18 protein-coding genes are annotated in these 22,416 nt (G+C 72.2%); 12 read left to right on the forward strand and 6 right to left on the reverse strand.

The features are described from left to right. Positions 1-88 precede the first annotated feature (88 nt). Positions 89-1,375, reverse strand: coding sequence for a M20/M25/M40 family metallo-hydrolase (locus tag C1701_RS24690; protein WP_026418030.1), 1,287 nt, complete (start codon positions 1,373-1,375; stop codon positions 89-91). 185 nt (positions 1,376-1,560) lie between these two features. Between C1701_RS24690 and C1701_RS24695 the strand changes: the two genes are divergently transcribed. From C1701_RS24695 to C1701_RS24710, 4 genes are all read left to right on the forward strand, one after another. Beyond that, entirely contained in the window at positions 1,561-3,384 is a 1,824-nt protein-coding gene (locus C1701_RS24695) for an ABC transporter substrate-binding protein (RefSeq protein ID WP_245588728.1), read from the forward strand. A 4-nt stretch (positions 3,385-3,388) separates the two neighbouring features. After that, positions 3,389-4,441, forward strand: coding sequence for an ABC transporter permease (locus tag C1701_RS24700; protein WP_026418028.1), 1,053 nt, complete (start codon positions 3,389-3,391; stop codon positions 4,439-4,441). Next, positions 4,438-5,340, forward strand: a complete 903-nt coding sequence (locus tag C1701_RS24705; protein ID WP_103056718.1) for an ABC transporter permease — start codon at positions 4,438-4,440, stop codon at positions 5,338-5,340. The genes C1701_RS24700 and C1701_RS24705 overlap by 4 nt, the downstream gene beginning before the upstream one ends. A gap of 109 nt (positions 5,341-5,449) precedes the next feature. Further along, a complete protein-coding gene (locus tag C1701_RS24710) occupies positions 5,450-7,165 on the forward strand; it encodes a dipeptide ABC transporter ATP-binding protein (RefSeq protein WP_030228331.1) in 1,716 nt (571 codons plus the stop codon). Between the two features lie 112 nt (positions 7,166-7,277). Here C1701_RS24710 and C1701_RS24715 read toward each other — a convergent pair whose 3' ends face one another. Then, positions 7,278-7,820 (reverse strand): acyl-CoA thioesterase, encoded by a 543-nt coding sequence (locus C1701_RS24715; RefSeq protein WP_026418026.1) that lies wholly within the window; start codon positions 7,818-7,820, stop codon positions 7,278-7,280. A 215-nt stretch (positions 7,821-8,035) separates the two neighbouring features. On the opposite strand from C1701_RS24715, the gene C1701_RS24720 reads away from it, so the two are divergent. The 5 genes from C1701_RS24720 to C1701_RS24740 all read left to right on the forward strand — a co-directional run bounded on the left by C1701_RS24720 (position 8,036) and on the right by C1701_RS24740 (position 12,778). Then, complete coding sequence (locus C1701_RS24720) at positions 8,036-8,986, forward strand: sigma-70 family RNA polymerase sigma factor (protein ID WP_030228334.1); 951 nt, start codon at positions 8,036-8,038, stop codon at positions 8,984-8,986. A 145-nt stretch (positions 8,987-9,131) separates the two neighbouring features. Further along, on the forward strand, positions 9,132-9,692 hold the full coding sequence (locus tag C1701_RS24725; RefSeq protein WP_026418024.1) for a dihydrofolate reductase family protein: 561 nt from the start codon (positions 9,132-9,134) through the stop codon (positions 9,690-9,692). 52 nt (positions 9,693-9,744) lie between these two features. Beyond that, positions 9,745-10,533, forward strand: a complete 789-nt coding sequence (locus C1701_RS24730; protein WP_103056719.1) for a serine hydrolase domain-containing protein — start codon at positions 9,745-9,747, stop codon at positions 10,531-10,533. A gap of 6 nt (positions 10,534-10,539) precedes the next feature. Next, complete coding sequence (locus C1701_RS24735) at positions 10,540-11,682, forward strand: serine hydrolase (RefSeq protein ID WP_103056720.1); 1,143 nt, start codon at positions 10,540-10,542, stop codon at positions 11,680-11,682. Positions 11,683-12,343: 661 nt separating this feature from the next. Then, positions 12,344-12,778, forward strand: coding sequence for a lactococcin 972 family bacteriocin (locus C1701_RS24740; RefSeq protein ID WP_103056721.1), 435 nt, complete (start codon positions 12,344-12,346; stop codon positions 12,776-12,778). A 1,210-nt stretch (positions 12,779-13,988) separates the two neighbouring features. Here C1701_RS24740 and C1701_RS24745 read toward each other — a convergent pair. Beyond that, positions 13,989-15,443 (reverse strand): phytoene desaturase family protein, encoded by a 1,455-nt coding sequence (locus tag C1701_RS24745; protein ID WP_026418022.1) that lies wholly within the window; start codon positions 15,441-15,443, stop codon positions 13,989-13,991. Positions 15,444-15,657: 214 nt separating this feature from the next. Continuing rightward, entirely contained in the window at positions 15,658-17,295 is a 1,638-nt protein-coding gene (locus tag C1701_RS24750; protein ID WP_103056722.1) for a carboxylesterase/lipase family protein, read from the reverse strand. 1,421 nt (positions 17,296-18,716) lie between these two features. On the opposite strand from C1701_RS24750, the gene C1701_RS24755 reads away from it, so the two are divergent. Further along, positions 18,717-19,265: a GNAT family N-acetyltransferase gene (locus tag C1701_RS24755; RefSeq protein ID WP_081715327.1), complete on the forward strand. Its 549-nt coding sequence runs from the start codon at positions 18,717-18,719 to the stop codon at positions 19,263-19,265. 73 nt (positions 19,266-19,338) lie between these two features. On the opposite strand, the gene C1701_RS24760 is transcribed toward C1701_RS24755, so the two are convergent. Next, the gene (locus tag C1701_RS24760) at positions 19,339-19,812 is read right to left on the reverse strand and encodes an OsmC family protein (RefSeq protein ID WP_026418021.1); all 474 of its coding nucleotides are present in this window, start codon (positions 19,810-19,812) and stop codon (positions 19,339-19,341) included. 221 nt (positions 19,813-20,033) lie between these two features. Here C1701_RS24760 and C1701_RS24770 point away from each other — a divergent pair, with 221 nt between their 5' ends. After that, on the forward strand, positions 20,034-20,372 hold the full coding sequence (locus tag C1701_RS24770; protein WP_155886058.1) for a hypothetical protein: 339 nt from the start codon (positions 20,034-20,036) through the stop codon (positions 20,370-20,372). 453 nt (positions 20,373-20,825) lie between these two features. Next, on the forward strand, positions 20,826-21,734 hold the full coding sequence (locus C1701_RS24775) for a class I SAM-dependent methyltransferase (RefSeq protein ID WP_081715306.1): 909 nt from the start codon (positions 20,826-20,828) through the stop codon (positions 21,732-21,734). A gap of 29 nt (positions 21,735-21,763) precedes the next feature. Here the strand turns inward: C1701_RS24775 and C1701_RS24780 are convergent, their stop codons facing one another. Then, entirely contained in the window at positions 21,764-22,390 is a 627-nt protein-coding gene (locus C1701_RS24780; RefSeq protein ID WP_035291632.1) for a helix-turn-helix domain-containing protein, read from the reverse strand. Positions 22,391-22,416 lie beyond the last annotated feature (26 nt).

The raw sequence follows: 22,416 nt of genomic DNA on the forward strand, positions 1-22,416 counted from the left end.
CCGGGCACGGGAACGCGACACCCACCCCCACCGCACCGAATTCCACCGTTCGGCGTGCTCCCCGCCCCCCACCTGCGTACGACGACGGTCAACACCCCAGGAGGAACCGGTCCAGAACACGCACCCCGAACTCCAAGCCCGCCACCGGCACCCGTTCGTCCACCCCGTGCGCCATGGCCCGGTAGTCGTACCCGGCCTCGGGTACCCGCAGCGGCGAGAACCCGTACCCGTGAATCCCCAACCTCGCGAACGCCTTCGCGTCCGTACCCCCACCCAGGCAGTACGGAACCACCACCGCCTCCGGGTCCTCCGCCCGCAACGCCGCCGCCATCGACTCGAACCACGGGGAGTCCACCGGAGACTCCACCGCCGGGTTGTACACCAACTGCTCCCGGCTCACCCCCGGCCCCAACAAACGGTCGACCGTCGCCAACAGGTCATCCCCCGACCCCGGCAACGCCCGCGCGTCCAACTCGGCCACCGCCGTCGAGGGGATCACGTTCACCTTGTACCCCGCCGACAACACCGTCGGCGTCACGCTGTTGCGCACCGTCGAGGCCACCAACGCCCCCGCCGCCCCCAACCGCTCCACCGTGCCCGGCACATCCCCCAGATCGCACCGCACCCCCAACGCCGACGACGTGCGCACCAGGAACTCCCGCACCGTCGGCGTCAGCTGGACCGGCCACTCGTACTCCGCCACCCGGTGCACCGCCGCCACCAACCGGCGCACCGCGTTCTCCTCGTTGCGCCGCGACCCGTGCCCGGCCCGCCCACTCGCCGTCACCCGCATGTGCGCCGTACCCCGCTCGGCCGTCCCCACCGGGTACAACCGCACCCCCTCCACCTCATGGCTGACACCGCCGCTCTCACTGATCCCCGCCGCGCACCCCTCGAACAACTGGGCGTGGTTCTTCACCAACCAGCCCGCGCCGAACTCGCCGTTGTCCTCCTCATCGGCCACGAACGCCACCACCACGTCCCGCCGCGGCCGCCGACCCTCCCGCGCCCACCCCGCCAACACCGACACCACCATCGCGCACATGTCCTTCATGTCCACCGCGCCACGACCCCACACGAACCCATCCCGGATCTCCCCGGCGAAGGGGTCCACCGACCACAACACCGGATCAGCCGGCACCACGTCCAGATGCCCGTGCACCAACAACCCCGGCGCGTCCCGGTCCTCACCCGGCACCCGCACCACCACGTTGCTCCGCCGCGGCGCCGACTCCAACACCACCGGCGCGTACCCCACATCGGTCAGCAGCCCCGCGACGAACTCCGCCGCCTCCCGCTCACCCTCGGCGTCACCACCACCCCGGTTGCTCGTGTCGAACCGGATGAGTCGCGCGCACAGTTCCGCCGGATCCACTCGCCCGCCGCCTTCCTGCCGGTCGCCCTGCGCCCAGGCTGGGCCCCGACCGGGCGGCCCGCAGCCCACCACGGCGAAGTACAGACGATCAGGTTACGTCTGGCTACACCTGGGCGACAGTCGTTGACTTCCCACTGTCTCTAGTGGTTTCTTCTCTTCACTCAGCGGATAGGGGACGGTACGGCATGAGTATGAGAAAGTGGGCTGTCGGGGTCGCGGCGGGAATGCTGGCGGTGACCACCGCCCCGGCCGTCGCACCCCTGGGCGCGCCCCAGGCCGACGCGCAGGACGACACCGGCGACCGCACCGTGCTGCGGCTCGGCGTCACCCAGAGCATCGACACGCTCAACCCGTTCGAGGCGATCATGGCGTCCTCGACCGAACTCATGCGCCTGACCTACGAGTCCCTCACCATGCCCAGCGCCGAGGACATGACCCCCACCGGGGCCCTCGCCGAATCCTGGGACACCTCCGACGACGACCTCACCTGGACCTACACCATCCGGGACGACATCACCTGGTCCGACGGGGAACCGGTGACCGCCGACGACATCGCGTTCACCTTCAACCTCATGATGGACGACCCCGACGCGCGCACCGCCAACGGCAGCTACGTCTCCACCTTCGAGTCCGTCGAGGCACCCGACCCGACCACCCTGGTCATCACCACCACCGAACCCCAGGCCACGATGCTCTCCCTGGACGTGCCCATCGTCCCCGAGCACATCTGGTCCCAGGTCGACGAGATCGCCGGCTACGGCAACGACACCATGCCCGTCGTGGGCAACGGCCCCTTCCTGATCACCGAGTACCGCGCCGAGGAGTTCGTCCGCCTCGAAGCCAACCCCGACTACTGGCGCGGACCCGCCGAGATCGACGAACTCCAGTTCCGCTTCTACCGCAACTCCGACGCCGCCGTGCAGGCACTGCGCAAGGGCGAGGTCGACCTCATCAACCGGCTCACCCCCGCCCAGTTCGACGCCCTCAGCGGCGAGGACGACATCGAGGTCAACCAGGCCCAGGGCCGCCGGTTCTACATGCTCTCCGTCAACGCCGGAGCCGCCACCGCCGACGGGGACCCCCTGGGCAACGGGCACCCCGCCCTCCAGGACATCGCCGTCCGCCAGGCCATCGCGCGAGCCCTCGACCGCGACGTCCTCGTCGACCGCGTCCTCGGCGGCTACGGCGAACCCGGAACCGGGTACGTGCCCCCCATCTTCGCCGACCTGCACTGGCAGCCCGAGGACGACCAGGCCTGGAACTTCGACCCCGGCGCCGCCAACGCCCAACTCGACAGCGCCGGCTACGAACGAGGCCCCGACGGCATCCGCGTCACCGAGGACGGCGACCGCCTCAGCTTCCGCCTCTACGGCCGCAGCGACCGCAACGCCGACACCCAGGCCGGCCAGTTCGTCCGCGACTGGCTCGCCGAGATCGGCATCGAGGTCGACCTCGAGATCATGTCCGGCAACCGGATGAACGAACTCCAGAAGGCCGGCGAGTTCGACATCGCCCTCAGCAGCTGGGCGGTCAACCCCGACCCCAACTACGTGCTGTCCATCCAAACCTGCGACCAGCGGCCCTCCGCCGCCGGCACCGGCGGCACCACCGAAAGCTTCTTCTGCCACGAGGAGTTCGACGAACTCCACGCCCAGCAACTCGCCGAGTTCGACCGCGAGACCCGCACCGAACTGATCCACCAGATGCAGCGGGTCATCCACGAGCAGTCCGCCACGATCATGCTCTACTACGAGAACGCCCTGGAGGCCTACCGGTCCGACCGGTTCACCGACTTCGGATACCAACCCGCCGACAGCGGCGTCATCCGCGAACAGCTCGGCTACTGGGGCTACTACGGAGCCACCCCGGCCACCAACCCCAACGCCTCCGCCTCCGGCACCAGCACCGGCCTGCTGCTCTCCGGCGGAGCCGCCGTCGTGATCATCGCCGTGGCCGCGGGCTGGTTCGTCACCCGCCGTCGCCGCGCCTCCGCCGACGACCGGGAGTGAACCGGTGAGTGACCTGCTGACACCCGGGAACCAACTCACCGAGGAGGCGGGGGAGGAGCAGCGGCCAGCCCGAGGCGGGCTGGCCCGCTACCTCGCCAGCAAACTCGCCGGAGCCCTGACCAGCCTCCTGCTGGTCGTCCTCCTCGGGTTCTTCCTGTTCCGGATGCTGCCCGGCGACCCGGTGCAGACCATGACCGCCGGCCGGGAGGTCACCGCCGAACAGATCGCCGAACTCCGCGAACGCCTCGGCCTGTCCGACCCCCTCTGGCGGCAGTTCCTCGACTACCTCGGCGGCCTCCTCCAAGGCGACTTCGGCGACTCCTTCCGCTACGGCCGCCCCGTCGGCGACATCATCCTCGAACGACTGGGCCCCACCATCCTGCTCGCCGGCACCGCCACCGTCCTGGCCATCCTCCTCGGACTGTGGCTCGGCGTCCGCAGCGCCTGGCGCCACGGCAGCCGCTTCGACCGCACCGCCACCGGCGTGGCCCTCACCCTGTGGTCCGTGCCCACCTTCTGGCTCGGCCTCATCGTGCTCATGGTCTTCGCCGTCGGCGTCGGCCCCCTGCCCGGGCTGTTCCCCACCGGAGGCATCCGCTCCATCGACCCGCCCCCCGGGCTCCTCCCCCAGGTCCTCGACGTCGCCCACCACCTCGTCCTGCCCTGCCTGACCATGGTCGCCGTCATCTTCGCCCAGTACCAGATGGTCATGAGGTCCTCCCTGCTGGAGGAGATGGGCTCCGACTACCTCACCACCGCCCGCGCCAAGGGACTCCGCGAGGACCTCGTCCGCCGACGCCACGCCGTCCCCAACGCCCTGCTGCCCTCGGTGACCCTCATCTTCCTCCACCTGGGCCTGGTCGTCTCCGGAGCCATCATGGTCGAAACCGTCTTCTCCTGGCCCGGCCTGGGCTACCTCATGGTCAACGCCCTCGAGTACCCCGACCTGCCCCTCATGCAGGGCACCTTCATCGTCCTGGCCGGAACGGTCATCGTCATGAACGTCCTCGCCGACGTCGTCTACCGGTTCCTCGACCCCAGGGTGCGTGCCGCATGACCACTCCCACCAGCACCCGGGCCCTCACCTGGCAACGCCGAGCCCGCGCCCTGCGCACCGGCTGGCGGTCCTTCCGCGCCCAGCGCGGCGCCGTCGCCGGCCTGGCCGTCCTGCTCACCATCGTCGCACTGGCCGTTCTCGCACCCGTGCTCACCGACGAGTCCCAACTGGGCGTCATCAACACCATGTCCAACCCGGCGCTGGCCCCACCCAGCGGCGAGTTCTGGCTGGGCACCGACGAGAACGGCCGCTCCGTGCTCCTGCTGACCTGGTGGGGAGCCCGGGTCTCCCTGCTCGTCGGCCTGGCCGCCACCCTGCTCTCGGTGTTCATCGGCACCTTCGTCGGCATCGTCTCCGCCCACTTCGGCGGCTGGCTCTCCGCCGTCCTGCTGCGCTTCACCGACTTCTTCCTCGTCCTGCCCTCCCTGGTCCTGGCCATCGCCCTGTCGACCGTGCTCTCCCGGGGAGTCGGCACCATCGTCCTGGCCATCGGCCTGACCGCCTGGCCCACCACGGCACGCCTCGTCCGCGCCCAGACCCTCACCGTCCAGGCCCGCCCCTACATCGAACGGTCCACCGCCCTGGGCGCCGGCCACGGCCACCTGATCGCCAAGCACATCCTGCCCGGCGTCCTCCCCCTCGTCTTCGCCAATACCACCCTGGCCGTGGCCAGCGCCGTCATCGCCGAATCCACCCTGTCCTTCCTCGGACTCGGCGACCCCACCCAGATCTCCTGGGGCTCGATGCTCAAGTTCGCGATGGACTCCGGCGCCGTCACCAACGGCGCCTGGTGGTACCTGCTGCCCCCCGGCCTGGGCATCGTCTGCGTCGTCCTCTCCTTCACCCTCTGCGGGCGAGGACTCGAGACCGTCCTCAACCCCAGACTGCGAGGACGATGACCCCCACACCGCCCGCCGCACCCCCGGCCGGGCACCCCCAACACACCACACGCCACACCGGACGGAGGGACAACGTGGTCGGCAGCAGCCGCGGGAACGGTGGACGAGGATGACGACACACGAACAGGACGGTGCCGACACCACGCCACGGCCACCACTACTGGACATGCGCCAGGTCACCGTCGACTACCAGTCCCGGCGAGGCACCGTGCCCGCCGTCCGCGGCGTCGACCTCACCGTCGACGCCGGCCAGACCCTCGGCCTGGCCGGCGAGTCCGGCTGCGGGAAGAGCACCCTGGCCATGTCCGTGCTCCGCCTCCTACCCCGATCCGCCCACCTCGGCGGCGACATCCTCCTCGACGGGGAGAACGTCCGCGAGATGAGCTGGGGACGACTCCGCGCCGTCCGCTGGGCCAGCGCCTCCGTGGTCTTCCAGGGCGCCATGCACGCCCTCAACCCGGTCCGCCCCATCGGCGAGCAGATCGCCGAGCCCCTCCGCCTGCACCGAGCCACCACCACCCCCGCCGCCGTCCGCACCCGCGTCAACGAACTCCTCGACCAGGTCGAACTCCCCGTCGCCCGCTCCACCGCCTACCCCCACGAACTCTCCGGCGGCCAACGCCAACGCGTCATGATCGCGATGGCCCTGGCCTGCTCACCCCGCCTCATCATCGCCGACGAACCCACCACCGCCCTCGACGTCATCGTCCAGGCCCAGGTCCTCGACCTCCTCAGCCGACTGGTCACCGAACGGCAACTCGGCCTGCTCATGATCAGCCACGACCTGTCCGTACTCGCCGCCTGCTGCCAACGCCTCGCGGTCATGTACCAGGGGCGCATCGTCGAGGAAGGGCCCTCCACCGACGTCGTCCGCACCCCCACCCACCCCCACAGCATCGCCCTCGCCGACGCCTTCCCCACCGTCGGCGACCCCGCCTCCCGCCTGGTCACCCCCCGCGACACCACCCCCGACACCCCCCCACTCCTGGAAGCCAGGGGAGTGTCCGTCACCTTCCCCAGCCGAGGCGGAACCACCACCCGCGCCGTGTCCGACGCCACCCTCGCCGTCCACCCCGACGAGATCGTCGCCCTGGTCGGCCAGTCCGGTTCCGGGAAGACCACCCTGGCCAGGACACTGCTCGGACTCCAACAACCCACCGCCGGCGAAGTCCGGTTCGACGGACGACGCCTACCCCGCTCCGCCCGGGCACTCCGCGCCTACCGCCGCCAGGCCCAACTCGTCCTCCAGGACCCCACCGGCGCGCTCAACCCCCGCCACAGCGTCTACGAGGCCGTCGCCGAAGGCCTCCGAATCCACCGCGTCCCCGGCGACGAGACCACCGCCGTCGCCGACGCCCTCAGCCAGGCGGAACTCCGACCCCCGGAGGAGTTCTTCACCGCACTGCCCCACGAACTCTCCGGCGGCCAACGCCAGCGGGTCGTCATCGCCGGCGCCCTCGCCCTCCGCCCCCGGCTGCTCATCGCCGACGAACCCGTCGCATCCCTCGACGCCTCCGTCCGAGGCGAGATCCTCGCCCTGCTCCTGGGGCTCCGCGTCGACCTCGGCCTGTCCACCCTGGTCATCACCCACGACCTCGGCCTGGCCTGGAACATCGCCGACCGGGTGATCGTCATGTACCAGGGACGCATCGTCGAGGAAGGAACCGTGGAACAGGTCCTCCTCGACCCACGCCACGAGTACACCCGCACCCTGCTGGCCGCCGTCCCCGAACCACTCACCGGCCGGGCCGGTGCCACCCCCGCCCCGACCAGCCCCAGCCGGCAGGAACCCACCGAGGACCCCTCCGAAGTCACCGGGGTCTGACCACGCACGCCACCCCAGCCGGCCACGGCCAGCACACCCCGCCCCCCGCGCCGACCAGCCCGGCGGCGGGGGAGGGGAGAGGCGAACCGGGCAGCCCACCCGGCCGACGGCCTCAGGCGTCGTCGACGACAGGGAACTCGGTGTCGACCCGGGTGTGCTCCGCCCACTCCCGCATCCACGCCGGCACCCGCAGCCGCTCGGGGAACCCACCCACCAGCTCGGCGAGTTCGTCATGGTCCACCGAACCCCCGGACCGCCGCAGGAACCGGCTGCGCACGACCGCCTGCGCGTAGACCGTCCGCCCCACGCAGAACGTCTGCTCCAGGTAGGCCCACCGGTCGTCGAAACCCACCACGCGCGTGTAGAGGTCGAACCGCTGCCCCAACCGCAGCGAACGGCGGTAGGTGATCGTCTGACCCGCCACCACCGGATACCACCCGGCCCGCACCAGCTTCTCCCAGAACCCCGACCGCACCATCAGATCCATCCGGCCCAGATCGAGGATCGACAGGTACTTCCCGTTGTTCATGTGCCGCAGCAGGTCCAGATCGGCCACCGTCACCCGGAACGGGGTCCTCGCCACGTCCCAAACGCTCAACCGCCGCCGCCGACGCATCCGCCACCGCAGCAACAACAACCGCAGGTACAGGTTCATCCGCCACCTCCGCCCAGCGGCGGCGCCACCGCCTCGCCCGGGCGAGGGAACCCACCCGAACCGCCGACACACCGCGAGAGCCCATGTCCGCGCGAACGCTACCAGCTACCTTCACGTTCGCGAACCCTCGAATCCGGACACACCCACGACCTGTCAGGGCAAGCGGTCACAGTGCCACCGACACCCGGACACCACCCACGGGAGCCCGACCACCCATGACCGCACCACCGACCCAGCCCACCGACCTCATCACCCGAGCCACCACCCACCACCGCGAACTCCTCGCCCACTGCTACCGCATGACCGGCTCCGCCCACGACGCCGAGGACCTCGTCCAGGAGACCTACCTCCGCGCCTGGCGAGCACACGACCAGTTCGAAGGACGCTGCTCACTCCGCACCTGGCTGTTCACCATCGCCACCCGCGTCTGCCTCACCGCCCTCGCCACCCGAGCGCGACGCCCCCTGCCCCTGGGCCTCGGCCAACCCCCCACCCACCCCGACGCCGACCTCCCCATCCCCGAAAACCCGCACTGGATCGAACCGCTTCCCGACCCCGCCGACCTCACCGCCACCCGCGACACCGTCCGACTCGCCTTCGCCGCCGCCCTCCAACACCTCCCACCCCGCCAACGCGCCGTCCTCCTCCTCCGCGACGTCCTCCACTGGCGGTCCGCCGAGGTCGCCACCACCCTCGGAACCACCACCGACGCCGTCAACAGCGCCCTCACCCGCGCCCGCACCCGCCTCCGTGACCTCGACTGCCACCCCGACCACCCCGCCGACCCACCCACCCCCCACCAACGCGATCTCCTCCGCCGCTACGTCGAGGCCATGACCGCCAAGGACATCCCCACCCTCATCACCCTGTTCACCGAAGACGCCGTCTGGGAGATGCCACCCCACCCGGTCTGGTACCAGGGGCCACACCACATCGCCCACCACCTCCAACACCGCTGCCCAGGCGGACCCGGCGACCTCCACCTCACCCCGACCCGCGCCAACGGCCAGCCCGCCTTCGCCCTCTACCTCCGACACCGGACCGGACGGTTCACCCCCTTCGCCATCCAGCTCCTCACCACCACCCACGCCGGCATCACCCACGCCGTGACCTTCCTCGACCCCACCCTCTTCCCCCTCTTCCGCCTCCCCGACCACCCCCGGTGACACCACGACGGCCACCCGCACGACCTGCCAGCCCGCCCCCACCCGGGGCAGGATCAAACCCGCACCGACCAGTTCCCCGTCCCCGGCTGGTCAACACCGGCAGGACCCAGACCACCCGCCACCACGACCAAGGGACGACATCACCATGAGGAAAGTCATCTACTCGCTGTCCGTCTCCCTCGACGGCTACATCCAGACCACCGACGGCCAGATCGACTGGTCCGCTCCCGACCCCGAACTCCACCAGTTCCACAACGCGCAGGAGGCCGAGACCGACACCCACCTCTACGGGCGGCGCCTCTACGAGGACATGGCCTCCTACTGGCCCACCGCCGCCACCCAACCCGACGCCACACCGGAGGTCGTCGAGTACGCCCGGATCTGGCGCGACACACCCAAGGTCGTCTTCTCCCGCACCCTCGACTCCGTCGACCACAACAGCACCCTCGTCCGCGACGACCTCCCCGGCACCATCGCCCGGCTGAAGGATCAGCCGGGCAAACACCTCTCCCTCGGGGGTGCGACCCTCGCCGCCAGCTTCTTCCGGCTCGGCCTGATCGACGAGTACCGCCTCTTCATCCACCCCGTCGTCCTCGGCGGCGGCACCCCGTACTTCCCCACCCACGACCACCGCACCGCCCTCCACCTCGCCGACTCCCACGTCTTCGGCTCCGGCGTCGTCTACCTCCGATACCGACCCGCCTGACACCACCGCACACGCGCGGCGGCGGGGGAGAGGCTCCGGCGAGGATGCGGCCATGATCACGCCACACCTCACCAGGTGCTTACCCCCCGCCCTGGTGGCCGCGACCCTGTGCGCCACGTTCCTCACCCCCACCGCCGCCGCACAACCCCACCCGCACCCGGCCCCCGACGCCGACCGAGCCACCGCGGTCATGGACGACCTCATCCCCACAGCCCTCGACGAACACCAGATCCCCGGCGCCGCCATCGCCCTTTCCCTCCCCAACCACCAGACCATCGCCGCCGGCTACGGCACCGCCAACCTCGCCACCGACACCCCCGTCGACGCCGAGACCACCGGGTTCTTCCTGGGATCGGTCGCGAAGGTCATCACCGCGACCGCGGTACTCCAACAGGTCGAACAGGGCACCCTCGACCTCGACACCGACGTCAACGACTACCTCTCGGACACCCCGGTCCACGACCCCTACCCGGATCACCCGCTCACCCTGCGCCACCTCCTCACCCACACCGCCGGATTCGACGCCACCCTCATCGGCGCCGGCGCCGCCACCGGAGAGGACGCCGTCCCCCTCGCCGAATACGTCGCCGACCAGCCCCGCCGCGTCCGCCCCCCCGGCGAGCTCGTCTCCTACGACAACTACGCCGTCGCCCTGGCCGGTCACGTCGTCGAGGTCGCGACCGGCCAATCCTTCCCCGACTACCTCGACACCCACGTCTTCCAACCGCTGGGCATGGACAACACGACCTTCGCCCAACCCACCCCACCACGCCTGAGCGACACCCTCGCCCACGGCTACCGGAACACCGACACCGGGCACACCCGCACCTACGGTCAGTAGGGCGGAATGACCCCCACCGGATCGGGCGCCATCAGCACCGCCACCGACATGTTCGCCTTCGGCCGAGCCCACCTTCCCCACGCCGAGAACCCCCTCCTCACCCCCGACACCACCCGACAGATGCAGGAACAACAGGCCGGCGACCCGCGCCTGCCCGGCATCGGCCACCTGTGGGAACTGCGCGACCACAACGGCCGCCGCCTCGTCACCAAGGCAGGCGACCTCCCCGGATTCCACACCAGCCTCACCCTGGTACCCGCCGAGGACACCGTCCTCTACCTCGCCTTCAACGGCGACGGCGATGACGGAGCCGCCAGCACCCTGACCACGACCCTCGCCAACAACATCATCGACGAGCTCTTCCCCCACGGCACCGAAGGAACCGAGGACCCGCCGGCCGCCGACCTTCCCACACCGGCCACCTTCACCGGCACCTTCCGCTCCAGCCGGGAATCACGGACCGAACCACACGGCGTCCAGGCCCTCATCGCCTCGGTGACCATCTCCCTCGCCGAGGACGGCCGCCTTCGCACCCAGGGCCCGCTCTCCCACAACGTCGACCCCGACGGCCAGACATGGACCCAGATCGCTCCCGGGCTCTTCCAGCAGGACGACGGCGCGGAACGCCTCGCTTTCCGTGAGGACGGCCGCCACCTACAGGTCGGCTCCGCGCCGATCGTCACCTTCGAACGCCTCGCCTGGTACGAGTCGCCCCAACCCCACCTGCTGATCATCGCGGTGGCCACGCTCCTGGCCCTGGCCACCGCCCTCGGCCTTCCGGCCGTCGCCCTCGTCCGCCGCCTCCGGCGACGGACGCCCCCCGCGCTCAACCGCGTGGCACGCGCCGGCAGGTGGGCCACCTGGCTCGCCTCATGCGCCCTGATCGGGGTACTCCTGGCGCTGGTCGCCCTGCTCGTCGACGGCTCCGCCATCAACGAGGTGCTGTTCCTGGGGAACTCGCTGGCACTCGCCCTGCTGCCGTGGATCGGCGGCGTCCTGGTCGTCGGTGTCGTCGCCTCCCTGGCCCTGGTGGCCACGGCGTGGTATCGACGCTGGTGGGGCGTGGGGGAGCGGTGCCACCACTCGGTCACCGTGCTGGCCCTGGTGGCGTTCGTCCTCGTCGGACACCACTACGGCATCCTCGGCTGAGCCCCGCCACACCCGGCGGGCGGGCGAGGACGGGTTCCTCACGAGCTGGTCGCCCGGACCGGTCCGAGGTGGAGCCGGTCAACACCGGTCTGGGACCGGACTCGGGTGAGTTCACGGCACGCCGGTCACCCGCCGCTGTGGGCCTCCTCTCGGCCCGTCCCCCTTCCTGCCGAATCGGACGGCAGCCACGCGGCGAGATCGAGATGTCGGTGCGGCGGGGGAGCGGTCGGTGACCGGGCCATGCCGCCACACCGTCGCGGCGCGGACCGTCAACCGGGTGTTCAGGGGTGGGACGGACGTGAGGAACGTACGGACGGCCGAAACGGGAGCCGGCGCTCCTCCGACTTCCCGAACTGACCTTGGTCCTGACCCGCCACCCGGCGTGGGTTCCGCCACCGTGGGCAAGTCGAGCAGCAGGAGGCACCAACCGGTTCGGTTCCTCTCCCACGCCCAGGCGGCGGTCGCACGACCGTGCCCGACGGCACCGTCGCGGGCCGAGCTGGCGACGTCTCGTTCAGCTGTCTGGTCCTCGCGGGTGCCGCGACAACGTCCGTTCGGCGGGACGCCCGGGACTCAGGTCTCCCTAGCCCGAAACGGCTGCACGAACCCGTCGAACACGAGGAGAACGAGGAGAACGAGGAGAACGAGAGGATTTCCGCGCATGATGGTGGTCGCCACCGGTATCGCCGCCGCCGTCGCCGGCACGGTCCTCACGACGGGCGCCGCCGCCGCCGAGAGCCCGAACTTGATCGCCGAGGAGCCCGGCATCCAGATCATCGCGCAAGGGCAGACGGCTGACGGCGGCTGGGTGGAGTACACCGGCGTGGGCGAGATCGTCGTCGACGGCACCAGCGACGGCGTCGGAGCGCGGGCGGTGGAGGAAGTCGGCGGTGGCATCTGGAGCTACGGTTCCACGCGGAACCTCGCCGGGCGGAAGGTCTGTTACTCGCAGTACCAGCATCAGACCGTCGCCCACGGATCTTCGGTGTCGATGAACGGCAAGGAGGACTCGGACTGGGTCGGGCCGGGAGCGGTGTCGAGTGCGCGGCTCACCGAGTACACCAATGCGACCTGCCACGCGTACTGGCGGAAGTGATGCGGCCGCCGGCGGCCGCACCCTGGCCGCCGGCGCCGGACGAGACGGGGTCCATTGCCGGTGACAACCCGCGCGCACCTGGTCACGGGGTGGTGCGCGGGCCGAGCGATTCCGACGACCGGGGCTTTCGTCCAGTCGTCGCCGAGGGGCCGGACGACCGTCGGCGGGCGGGGAGTGGCCAGCGGATCACTCACCGCGCCGGACCAGCATTACTTGACATAATGTACATTATCGGCGTTTTGTGGAACCGCTGGTGGAACCGTGCTAGGGACTCCGATCGCCCCGATATCCCGCGTCTCCCGTGCGCGGGTTCCGCCTGGACCCTGCCGGCCGTGGCACTCGCCGACGCGGCCCCCACGAGCGGCGACGCCGTCGTATTCGTCCCGCCGGCGAGGCGGTGGCCGGGTGGGCGGCACGACAGGCCGTGCCAGGCGCCGTCGCCCTCGGCTGCCGAGGACATGGCCCGTCCGTTCGCGGCCGAGGGCGACACCGTCGGCTGGTGCGCGGGTGACCACGGTCCGGGTGCGACGGTCGCCCGCTCGCCAGCCACGTCCGCGCCGGACCGGGCGGCGCGAGGCTGGCGAGCCACGTGCTGTCGCCTGAAGCCCGCCAGAGGCCCGGCGGGCGCACCGAGGCGGTCCCCCGAGGTGGGCCTTCGAGGCCGGACGGCGCGGGGTCACCCCCACCGCACCGCGGGCTTCGGAACCAGCCCCACTTTTCATGGATAATTGCGATTATCCATGAAAAGTGCCGGGACGGCGGTGCTCGTCCGCGTTGCCGCGAAGTCCGCCGTCCGCATCGGACAGGCATGCGGCGCGCGATCCCGGGACCGGCCCGCGTTTCGTCGCGGCCCCCGTGGTCCGGCTCCTCTCCCCTGCGAGGTGGACCATGACCGGCGGGTCCACCCCGCCCGTGGTGGTAACCGATCCCGCCGGTCCCCTCCCCGTCGGGCTGGCCGGGTCACCACCCGCCGCCGTCGCCCTCGTGGGCGGTCGCCGGGGCCACCGGAGGCCGGACGTGCTGGGGTGACGGCACCGGTGAGCGGGGGCGGCCCCTCCCCCACCCGCCCTGTCGGTCCGCGCCGCGAACCGTGGGGAGGCCCGCCGGGTGGTCGAGGACTCCCGGCCACTCGCGCGGGCGACCCCGCGCGGCGGCCCGTCGCCTCCCGCCCCGGGGAGGCCTGGGCCGGCGCGACCGGCGTCGCGGGTGATCAGTTCGGGCCGAGCGCCGGAGGCTGGTCGATCCCGAACTCGTGGCGGAGCACCCGCGACGCCGCGTGGTAGCCGCACATGCCGTGCACACCCGGGCCGGGCGGAGTGGCGGAGGAACACAGGTAGACGCCGGACAACGGGGTGCGGTAGGGGTCCCAGCGGGGGGCGGGCCGGAAGATGGCCTGCCACGGCGTCATGGCTCCCGCACCGATGTCCCCGCCCACGTAGTTGGGGTTGTACGCGGCCAGCGCGGCGGCGGGAACACCACGGGCGGCGATGATGGTGTCGGAGAAGCCGGGGGCGAAGCGTTCGATCTGCCGACGGACCCGGTCGACGGGGTCGCGGGTGTCACCGTGCGGGACGTGGCAGTAGGACCAGACCGGACGTCGGTCGGGGCGGCCGCGTGTCGGGTCGATCGTCAAGGGTTCGGACAGGAGGGTGAAGGGGCGGGCGACGTGGCGTCCGCGCGCGGTCATGGTTTCGATGTCCCACACCTCGTGCTGGTCGCCGCCGAGGTGGACGGTGCCCGCTCCTCGGGTGTCGGGGTCGGACCAGGGAACCGGGTCGGAGACGAGGAAGTCGACCTTGGCGGCGGCGGCACCGTACCGGAAGCGCTCGAGGCTCCTGCGGTAGCCCGCGGGCAGGGAGGGGCCGGCGATGTCGAGGACGCCGGCTGGGGCGAGGTCGAGCAGGACGGCGCGCGACGCGGCGAGCTGCCGGAGGTCGGTCACGCGGCTTCCGGTGTGGAGGGTGCCGCCGTGGGCTCGGAGGTCGTCCAGGAGCGCGTCGGTGATGCGGGCGGAGCCGCCCTCGACCAGGGGCCAGCCGGTGGTGTGCGCGAGGTGGCCGAGGAGGAGGGCGACCGCGGCGCCGGTGAGGCTGGGGAGCCGGCCGACGGTGTGGGCGGCGACGCCGGCCAGGAGGGCGGGCGCCGCTGGGTCGCGGAAGGCGTGGCGACCCAGTCGGGTGCCGTGGGTGAGGACGCGGGTGGGTAGCGGCAGGGCGGCGCGTGGTGCGGCGGGCAGGTGTCGTTGGTCGGCGAGGAGCAGGTCGCAGAGGTCGCCGCTGTGTCGGACGAGTGGGGTCATCAGGGATCGCCAGTGGGCTCCGTCGGGGCCGAGGCGGTCGCAGGTGCGGTCGAGGTCCCGGTAGGCCACGGCGGTGGGGGCGTTGTCGAGGGGGTGCGCGTAGCTGGTGTCGGGGGTGCGGAGGTGGACGCCGCGTGTGCTGAGGTCGAATTCGCGGAAGAAGCGGGAGGCGGCGGCCATGGGGTGCACGGCGGAGCACAGGTCGTGGATGGTGTCGCTGTCGAAGAGGGTGGTGGTGCGCAGTCCCCCGCCGGGGGTGTCGGCGGCTTCGTGGACCTCGACGTCGAGGCCGGCGCGGGCGAGGGTGACGGCGGCGGCCAGGCCGTTGGGGCCGGATCCGACGACGGAGACGTCGGGGGTGGGCATCGTGCCTCCGTGGGATGGGTGTCCTCGGTAGTGGTGTGGGGGCGGGGGTTGCGCTGGGGACTCTTCCACGGGGAGGGGGCGGGTGCGGGGAGGGCCACGCGGGGGTGGGGGTGCCCTCCCCTCCCCCGCTGGTGGGTGCCGGGCGGGTGTCCCCGGTTCCGGCCGGGGGTGGTGGGTGGGGGTGGCGGCACGGGTGTGACGGTGCCGGGCGGGGTCAGTCGAGGGTTGTGGGGGTGTCCTCCCGCCACAGGTGGCAGTGGTGGGTGGTGTGGGGGTCGGTCAGGCGGATCCCGGTGGGGCCGGGTGCCAGGGCCAGGGTGGCGGGGTGGGGGGACGAGGGGTGGAGGGCCGGCCAGGTGGGTGCGCCGGGGCTGTTGGGGTCGCCGTGTCGGGCGAACTGGGTCCAGTAGGTGACCATGTCGTGGGCCAGTCGCCGTTGTGCGGGGGTGAGCTGTTCGGTGACCCCGCCCCAGTCGAACAGGTAGCCGAGTTCGGATGCGTGGCTGGCGCCCAGGGGGACGTCGGGGCGGCGGGGGTGGCCGGGGTTGGGGGCGCCCGGGTCGGCGAACTCGTAGGTGTGGGTGGGGACGTGGTTGGCCCAGGCGCGCGCTTCGGTGAGGACGGGGCAGGCGACGGCGCGGGCGGTGTTGAGGGCGGCCCAGGCGGAGGCGGGGCTGGGGTGTGCTGGTGCGGGGTAGTGGGCGGCGACGGTGTCGGCGTGGGGGCCGAAGGTGTCGTGGAGCAGGTGGAGGTAGTCGTCGTTGTCGAAGCGGCCGTGCAGTGCCGAGGCGACTCCGGTCATCTCGTCCCGGGTGGTGCCGATGAGGACGGGGACCCGGTGGACGGCGGCCTGGTCGAGGGCGGTGGGGGGGGGGGGGGGGATGAGCGGGGTCCCGTACGCGGGTTGGGTGAAGTCGTCGTGGTGGGGTGTGAGTGCGGTGACGTCCAGGGAGCGGAGGCAGCGGAGGGGGTCGTCGTCGTGCTGGCATCCCAGGGCGGCGGTGGTGCGCTGGCCGGCTTCCTCGGTGCGGGTGAGGGAGCGCCAGGGCAGGTGTCCGGGATCTCCGGGGCCGAGTGCGTTGCGGGGGAAGATGGCGGAGCAGGAGCCGCTCTGGAGGATGGCCCGGTGGAAGAGGGAGCGCGCGGTGGGTGAGGTGAGGTGGGTGCAGACGCTCATGCCGCCGGCGGACTCCCCGGCGAGGGTGATGGTGGTGGGGTCGCCGCCGAAGGCGGCGATGTTGCGGCGGACCCAGGCCAGGGCGGCCTGTTGGTCGGCGAGGCCGAAGGTGCCGCTGCCGGGGAGTTCGGGGTGGCCGAAGAATCCGAGGGCGCCGAGGCGGTAGTTGAGGGTGACCACGACGAGGCCGTTGGCCGCGAGTGCGCGGGGGTCGTGGTCGCTGCCCGCGCCGGTGGTGAAGCCGCCGCCGTGGATCCACACCAGGACCGGTGCCGGGTGGTGGTGTGCGGTGGGGGGTGGGGTGGTGACGTTGAGGTGGAGGCAGTCCTCGGCGGTGCTGGCGGGGGTGCCGCCGAGGCCGGGGCCCTGGGCGCAGCGGGGGCCGGGGGTGGTGGCGTCCCGGGTGCCGGTCCAGGGTGGTGGTGGGTGGGGTGGCTGCCAGCGGAGGTCGCCGACGGGTGGGGCGGCATAGGGGATTCCGAGGAAGTCGCGGTGGTCGGTGTCGTGGTGTCCCTTGAGGAGCCCGGTGTCCACTCTGACCAGGGTTGGGTCCGGGGTGGGTGGTGGGTGGCCCGCGAGGGCGGCTGGGATGAGGAGTGCGAGGGCGACGGCGAGGGCGAGGGTGGTGGTCAGGGGGCGGTGTCGTGTGGTGTGGGGGTGGTGCGGGGGCCGCATGGGGTCACTCCGTTGTGGTCGTCCCGACCGCGACGTCGTGTGAGGGTGGCGGTGTCCGCCCGGCGGGGCGCGGGTGGCCTCGTCGGGTGCGGTGTCCGCTGTGCGGGTGGGTGGTCGCGGTCGGGTGGGCCGGTCCTCGGGCGGGCCGGCCGGTGGGTGGGACGGGTGTCGCCGCGTGTCCTGCGGCTGCTCCCCGGGTGGTCAGGGGGCGCTGCTGGGCGTGTGGCGACGGGTGGTTCGGGGTGGACGTGTGGTGCGCGTCGGGTCGCGTGGTGGTCGGGGCCGGCCGGTGCGCGGGGCTGCGCGGGATGGTCGGCGTGCGACGTGTGCCGGGCTTCCGGGTGGGTGCGCGGTGGTGGCCGTGGTGGGCGTCACCGGGTGCGCGCCGCGTTCCGTGGTGGTTGCCGGTTTTGGCGACGACGGGCGGCCGGGTCCAGGGACCGCCCGTGACAGGTTATCAACGGTCTGTGATCGACGCCAGGTCCGGTTGGTGGTGGGGTGGTGGGCCGGGCGGTGGATGGGAGTGGCGCTCGGGCTTGGGGTGTCCGGCGGTTGGCGTGGTGGCGGGGCGTGGGCGGTCCGAGCGGTCGTGGTTGGAGGGTTGGTGGCGTGTGGCGGGGTGCCACCGGGCGAAACGTGGCACCAACCTTCTAGTGGGTTGGCGTGGTGTGGGCGGGGGGAGTCGTGTGGCGGGCCGGTGGTGCGGGTGTGGTCGCCGGGGTCGTGTCGCCCGGTCGGAGGTGGTGGGAGGAGCGCGGTGGCCGTGCGGGCGCGTCGTGGGGCGGTGCGGTCCAGGTGGCTTCGCGGTGCGGTCCTGGGGTGGTGTGGTCGCGTGTGCGGTCCAGGCCGCCAGGTGCACGCGGTCGACTGCTCCCCTGGTTGGCGTAGCCGTGCGCGTCGCCCGAGGGGAAGTAGGCGGAGTTGCCGGTCTCCGGTGTCAGGGCTCGTCCGTCGGTGGTGAGTGTGCGGGTTCCTGACTCGATGAGCTCGAAGCCGTGGGAGGCGGGGAGTTCTCCCGTGTCGCCTCCGGGGGCAGGGGTGCCGTGGATCCGGTCGAAGTGGGTTCCGGGGGTTCGGGGGTGAGGATTCCCGGTGCCATCCCCCGGCCTCGTGGAGGTGGGCGTGGTCGCTGGCGGGGCGCGGGTACCACCGGGTCCTGTTCGGCCGCGGTGATCAGGGGGTGGTGGGGCGACGAGAGTCCGCCCGGCGGTCCGGGTCAGGACGACCACGGTGGGTGCCTTCTCGCCGCGTTCGACGGCGGGGAGCATGCTGGCGCTCACCGAAGGCGGCGGTGGCCAGGTCGTGCGGGGTCATGCCTCGTCCCGGCGGAGGCGTTGTACGCGGTGGGCGAGGCCACGCGGTTCCAGCACTACAGTGTTTTCGTGTCCGCTGTAGAGGAAAGTCCGGGGCGGGTTGGTGCCGTGCTAATCCGTCCCGCGCGTGTTGGTGACCTGGCCGAGGTGGCGGCGATCTTCGCCCATTACGTGACAGGCACGGTGAGCACCTTCGAGGAGGTGCCGCCCACGGTGGAGTGGTGGGGGCAGCGCCTGGCCGATGTCACCGGCCGGGGGCTGCCGTTCCTCGTCGCCGAGGTCGAGGGGGGTGTCGCGGGGTACGCCTATGCCGGGAGTTGGCGTGACAAGCCGGCCTATCGGCACACGGTGGAGGATTCGATCTACGTGCGTCCGGACCGTACGGGTCTGGGTATCGGGGGCGCGTTGTTGAGCCGGTTGCTCGGCGAGTGCGCCCGTGCGGGTGCGCGGCGGATGATCGCGGTGATCGCGGACTCCGGTGACGCGTCCTCCACGGAGTTGCACCGGCGGCATGGGTTCACCGAGGTGGGGCGGCTGGTGGGAGTGGGTTTCAAGCACGGCAGGTGGTGGGACACGGCGCTGTGGCAACGGCCGCTGGGGGTGGCCGGCTGGGGCGCTGGGCCTGGCGTGGGTGAGGTGTCGCGGCCAGGGGGCTGACGGTGCGGGGCCGGGTCGCGGTGGACCCGGCCCCTCCGTTCCGCTGGTGCGGTCCGTGTGGTGTGGCCGGTGCTCAGCTGGCGACGCGGATGGTCGGCTGGTGACGCACGGGGAAGTTGACCGAGTTCGCGATGAAGCAGTCGCGGTGCGCCGCGGCGTGCAGTTCCTCCGCCCGCTCGACCATGCTGGCGTCGGTGACGGTGACCACGGGGTTGAGGACGACCTCGACGAACCTGCCGCTGGAGACCCGTTCCATGCGCATCAGGCCGGTGGCGGCGTCCTCGTAGGAGGTGACCACCACCCCCTGGGTCGCGCACAGCGCCAGGTAGGTCAGGAGGTGGCATTCGGACAGCGCGCCGACGAGGAACTCCTCGGGGTTCCACCGGGACTGGTCACCGCGGAAGGAGGGATCCGCGCTTCCCTGGAGGACGGGCTTGCCCTCCACCACCAGGTCGTGGTCACGGGTGTAGGTGCGGTAGGACGAGGTGTCCTGTCCTGGCTGGGGGGTCCAGCGCACCGTGACCGCGTAGTGATGTTCCTTGCTCATCGTTCGTGTTCCTCCTCGCTCCCGTGTGTCAGGAGACGGTGGGCGACGGTACCGCTCGTCGGCGACGGGAACGTCCAGGTTTTGGTGGAGTGTCCGGCGTGGGTGTCGCTGGGGGTGCGCTGGACTCGGCGGGCGTGGCGCCGGGAGGGTGTCGTGGTTCCGCTGGGGGTCAGGTCCGTGCCTGGCGGTCGCGGCGGCGGTTCGTGGATCCTTCCGCCGAGGTGGGTGCTGCTGAGGTCGCGCACCGGTGGTGCGGGGTGCGCGCCCAGGTCGCCTCGTCCTCGGAGCTGGCCGTGCGGCGGGTGGGCGTCCCTGCTCCGCACCTGGTGTTGCGTGGCGCGCCGCGCGTGGTGTGGGCGGACGAGGGCGCCGAGGTCTTCCGGTTGTTTCGGTCCTGGCCGCTGCCCGGGGCCGGGAGGCCGGCCTGGCGGTGGGCGTTGGGGGCTTCCCGTGAGGTGGCGGCGCTGGGTGGTCTTCGGGTGCCGGTGCCGGTGGCGTGGTCGGTGTCGCGCGGTGATTTGTGCATCCGGTCGGGCGCCGGGGTGACCGGGACCCGGTAGCAGGGGACCCGTCGGTGCGTCGGGTGGCGTGGAGGACCTGGGTGCTCGTTCTTCTCGAGGCTGTTGGGGCCGCTGTTGGCCGTCGTCGGGAACCTTCCGGGGTTTTCGGCGAGGAGGGCGGGTGGGCTGGCCTGCCGGTCCTCCGCACCCCCCGGTTCGTGCTCCGCCCGCCAGGGGTGCGGGGTGGTCCCGTGGGCCCGGTGGTCCTCGGCTGTCCGGGTGGTGGCCGGAGTCAGGGGTGCGGATGGGGCGGCCGCTCCCCCGCCCGGGCGGGGGGCCCGTTCCCGTCGGGGTCCGGGGGCCCCGGCTGGTTCCCGCCCCACGCGCCCCGTGAGGTGGGCCCCTCCCTCTCGGGGGGTGGGCGGGGGCTCGGTGTCGCACGGTGGGGCGGAGGAACGGACGAAAGTCACCGTCGGGCGTCGTGGCGGGTGTGGGACCGGCAGGATGTGCCTCATGAGCCACCACCACCCGTCCCGGCCCACGCCCGAGTGCGACGGCACCTCGACGCCGGGCCCGCAGGACTGGGAGCAGCGTTCCCGAGAGCTCGAACGTGAGGCGGAGCTGGCCGTCCCGTGGGTCACCGCCGCCACCCGGTGGATCGCCGAGCTCGTGGGCCCCAACCTGGTGGAGTGGGTCCTCGACGTCGGGTCAGGGCCGGGAGTGCACACCGAGACCCTGGCGTTGACCTTCCCCACCGCCAGGGTGACCGCCGTGGACGGTGCGCCGGCTCTCCTGCGCCACGCCGAGGCGCGGGCGCGGCGGGCGGGGCTGTCGGAGCGGCTCGACGTCCACCACGCCGATCTGAACACGGACCTGGACCGTCTTCCGGTGGCGGACGTGATCTGGGCGAGTCGCGTCCTGCACCACGTGGCTGACCAGCCGCGCGCGGTGCGGTCGCTGGCGGGGCGTCTGCAGCCCGGGGGGTTGCTCGCGGTCGTCGAGGGAGGGCTGCCGATGCGGTTCCTGCCCGCGAGGTCCGGGCCGGGATCGGCCGGGTTCCCCTCGCGGTTGGACGCCCTGGTGTCGGAGGCCGTGGCCGAGGCGCTGGCGGGCCATCACGAGCCGGGCGGTCCGGGTCCGGTGACCGACTGGCCGGCGGAGCTGGCCGGGGCCGGGCTGGTGGGTACCCGGAGTCGGTCGTTCCTGTTGGACGTGCCCGCTCCGGCGCCCCCGGAGGTCCGCGAGTACGTGGTGGACCGGCTGGGCCGGGCGAGGGAGATGGCGGGCGGGGCGCTGGGCGCGCCGGACCGGGGGGCGTTGGACCGGTTGTTGGATCCCGAGGATCCGGAGGGGGTGGCGCGGCGGCCGGACCTGTTCCTGCTGTCCGCGGCCACCGTGCACGTCGGGTGGCGGGAGGCCTGAGGGGGCTGGGTCCGGTGGCGTGGCCGGCGTCAGTCGGGGTCGGCGGCGCGGGGGCGGGCACGGACGTGGACCCGCTCGCCTTGGCGGCCGAACAGGCTCAGCAGTTCGACGGGCCCCGAGCCGGTGCTGCCGAACCAGTGGGGCAGTCGGGTGTCGAACTCGGCGGCCTCACCGGCGCGCAGGACGACGTCGTGTTCGGCCAGCACCAGGCGCAGCCGGCCGCTGAGGACGTAGCACCATTCGTAGCCCTCGTGGGTTTTGGGGTCGGGTTCGGTCTGCGTCTCGGGGATGACGAACTTGTAGGCCTGGAGTCCGCCGGGTTGGCGGGTCAGCGGGATGACGGTCATCCCCCGGATCTGGCGGGGTCGGGTCCGGATGCGGGGGTCGCCGACCGGTGGGCTGCCCACCAGTTCGTCGATGGGTACCTGGTGGGCGCGGGCGATGGGGAGCAGGAGTTCCAGGCTGGGTCGTCGCCGTCCCGACTCCAGGCGGGACAGGGTGCTCACCGAGATGCCGGTGGCGGCTGACAGGGAGGACAGCGTCGCGCCGCGTTGTTGGCGCACCCTCCGCAGCCGGGGTCCCACCTCGGCGAGGACCGTCTCCAGTTCGTCGGGGGGTGAGGTCGGGTCGCTGTCGGGGTCCCCGGGTCCGCTCATGACCCGATTATGGCAGGGACGGCAAC

The organism is Actinoalloteichus sp. AHMU CJ021 (assembly GCF_002895405.1).
GTDB classification, from domain to species: domain Bacteria; phylum Actinomycetota; class Actinomycetes; order Mycobacteriales; family Pseudonocardiaceae; genus Actinoalloteichus_B; species Actinoalloteichus_B caeruleus.

Excerpts from the sequence above, each read along its gene's own strand:
- C1701_RS24695 (WP_245588728.1), top strand. The coding sequence starts at position 1,561 with ATGAGTATGAGAAAGTGGGCTGTCGGGGTCGCGGCGGGAATGCTGGCG.
- C1701_RS24705 (WP_103056718.1), top strand. The coding sequence starts at position 4,438 with ATGACCACTCCCACCAGCACCCGGGCCCTCACCTGGCAACGCCGAGCC.
- C1701_RS24710 (WP_030228331.1), top strand. The coding sequence starts at position 5,450 with ATGACGACACACGAACAGGACGGTGCCGACACCACGCCACGGCCACCA.
- C1701_RS24715 (WP_026418026.1), bottom strand. The coding sequence starts at position 7,820 with ATGAACCTGTACCTGCGGTTGTTGTTGCTGCGGTGGCGGATGCGTCGG.
- C1701_RS24720 (WP_030228334.1), top strand. The coding sequence starts at position 8,036 with ATGACCGCACCACCGACCCAGCCCACCGACCTCATCACCCGAGCCACC.
- C1701_RS24725 (WP_026418024.1), top strand. The coding sequence starts at position 9,132 with ATGAGGAAAGTCATCTACTCGCTGTCCGTCTCCCTCGACGGCTACATC.
- C1701_RS24730 (WP_103056719.1), top strand. The coding sequence starts at position 9,745 with ATGATCACGCCACACCTCACCAGGTGCTTACCCCCCGCCCTGGTGGCC.
- C1701_RS24735 (WP_103056720.1), top strand. The coding sequence starts at position 10,540 with ATGACCCCCACCGGATCGGGCGCCATCAGCACCGCCACCGACATGTTC.
- C1701_RS24740 (WP_103056721.1), top strand. The coding sequence starts at position 12,344 with ATGATGGTGGTCGCCACCGGTATCGCCGCCGCCGTCGCCGGCACGGTC.
- C1701_RS24745 (WP_026418022.1), bottom strand. The coding sequence starts at position 15,443 with ATGCCCACCCCCGACGTCTCCGTCGTCGGATCCGGCCCCAACGGCCTG.
- C1701_RS24750 (WP_103056722.1), bottom strand. The coding sequence starts at position 17,295 with ATGCGGCCCCCGCACCACCCCCACACCACACGACACCGCCCCCTGACC.
- C1701_RS24760 (WP_026418021.1), bottom strand. The coding sequence starts at position 19,812 with ATGAGCAAGGAACATCACTACGCGGTCACGGTGCGCTGGACCCCCCAG.
- C1701_RS24775 (WP_081715306.1), top strand. The coding sequence starts at position 20,826 with ATGAGCCACCACCACCCGTCCCGGCCCACGCCCGAGTGCGACGGCACC.
- C1701_RS24780 (WP_035291632.1), bottom strand. The coding sequence starts at position 22,390 with ATGAGCGGACCCGGGGACCCCGACAGCGACCCGACCTCACCCCCCGAC.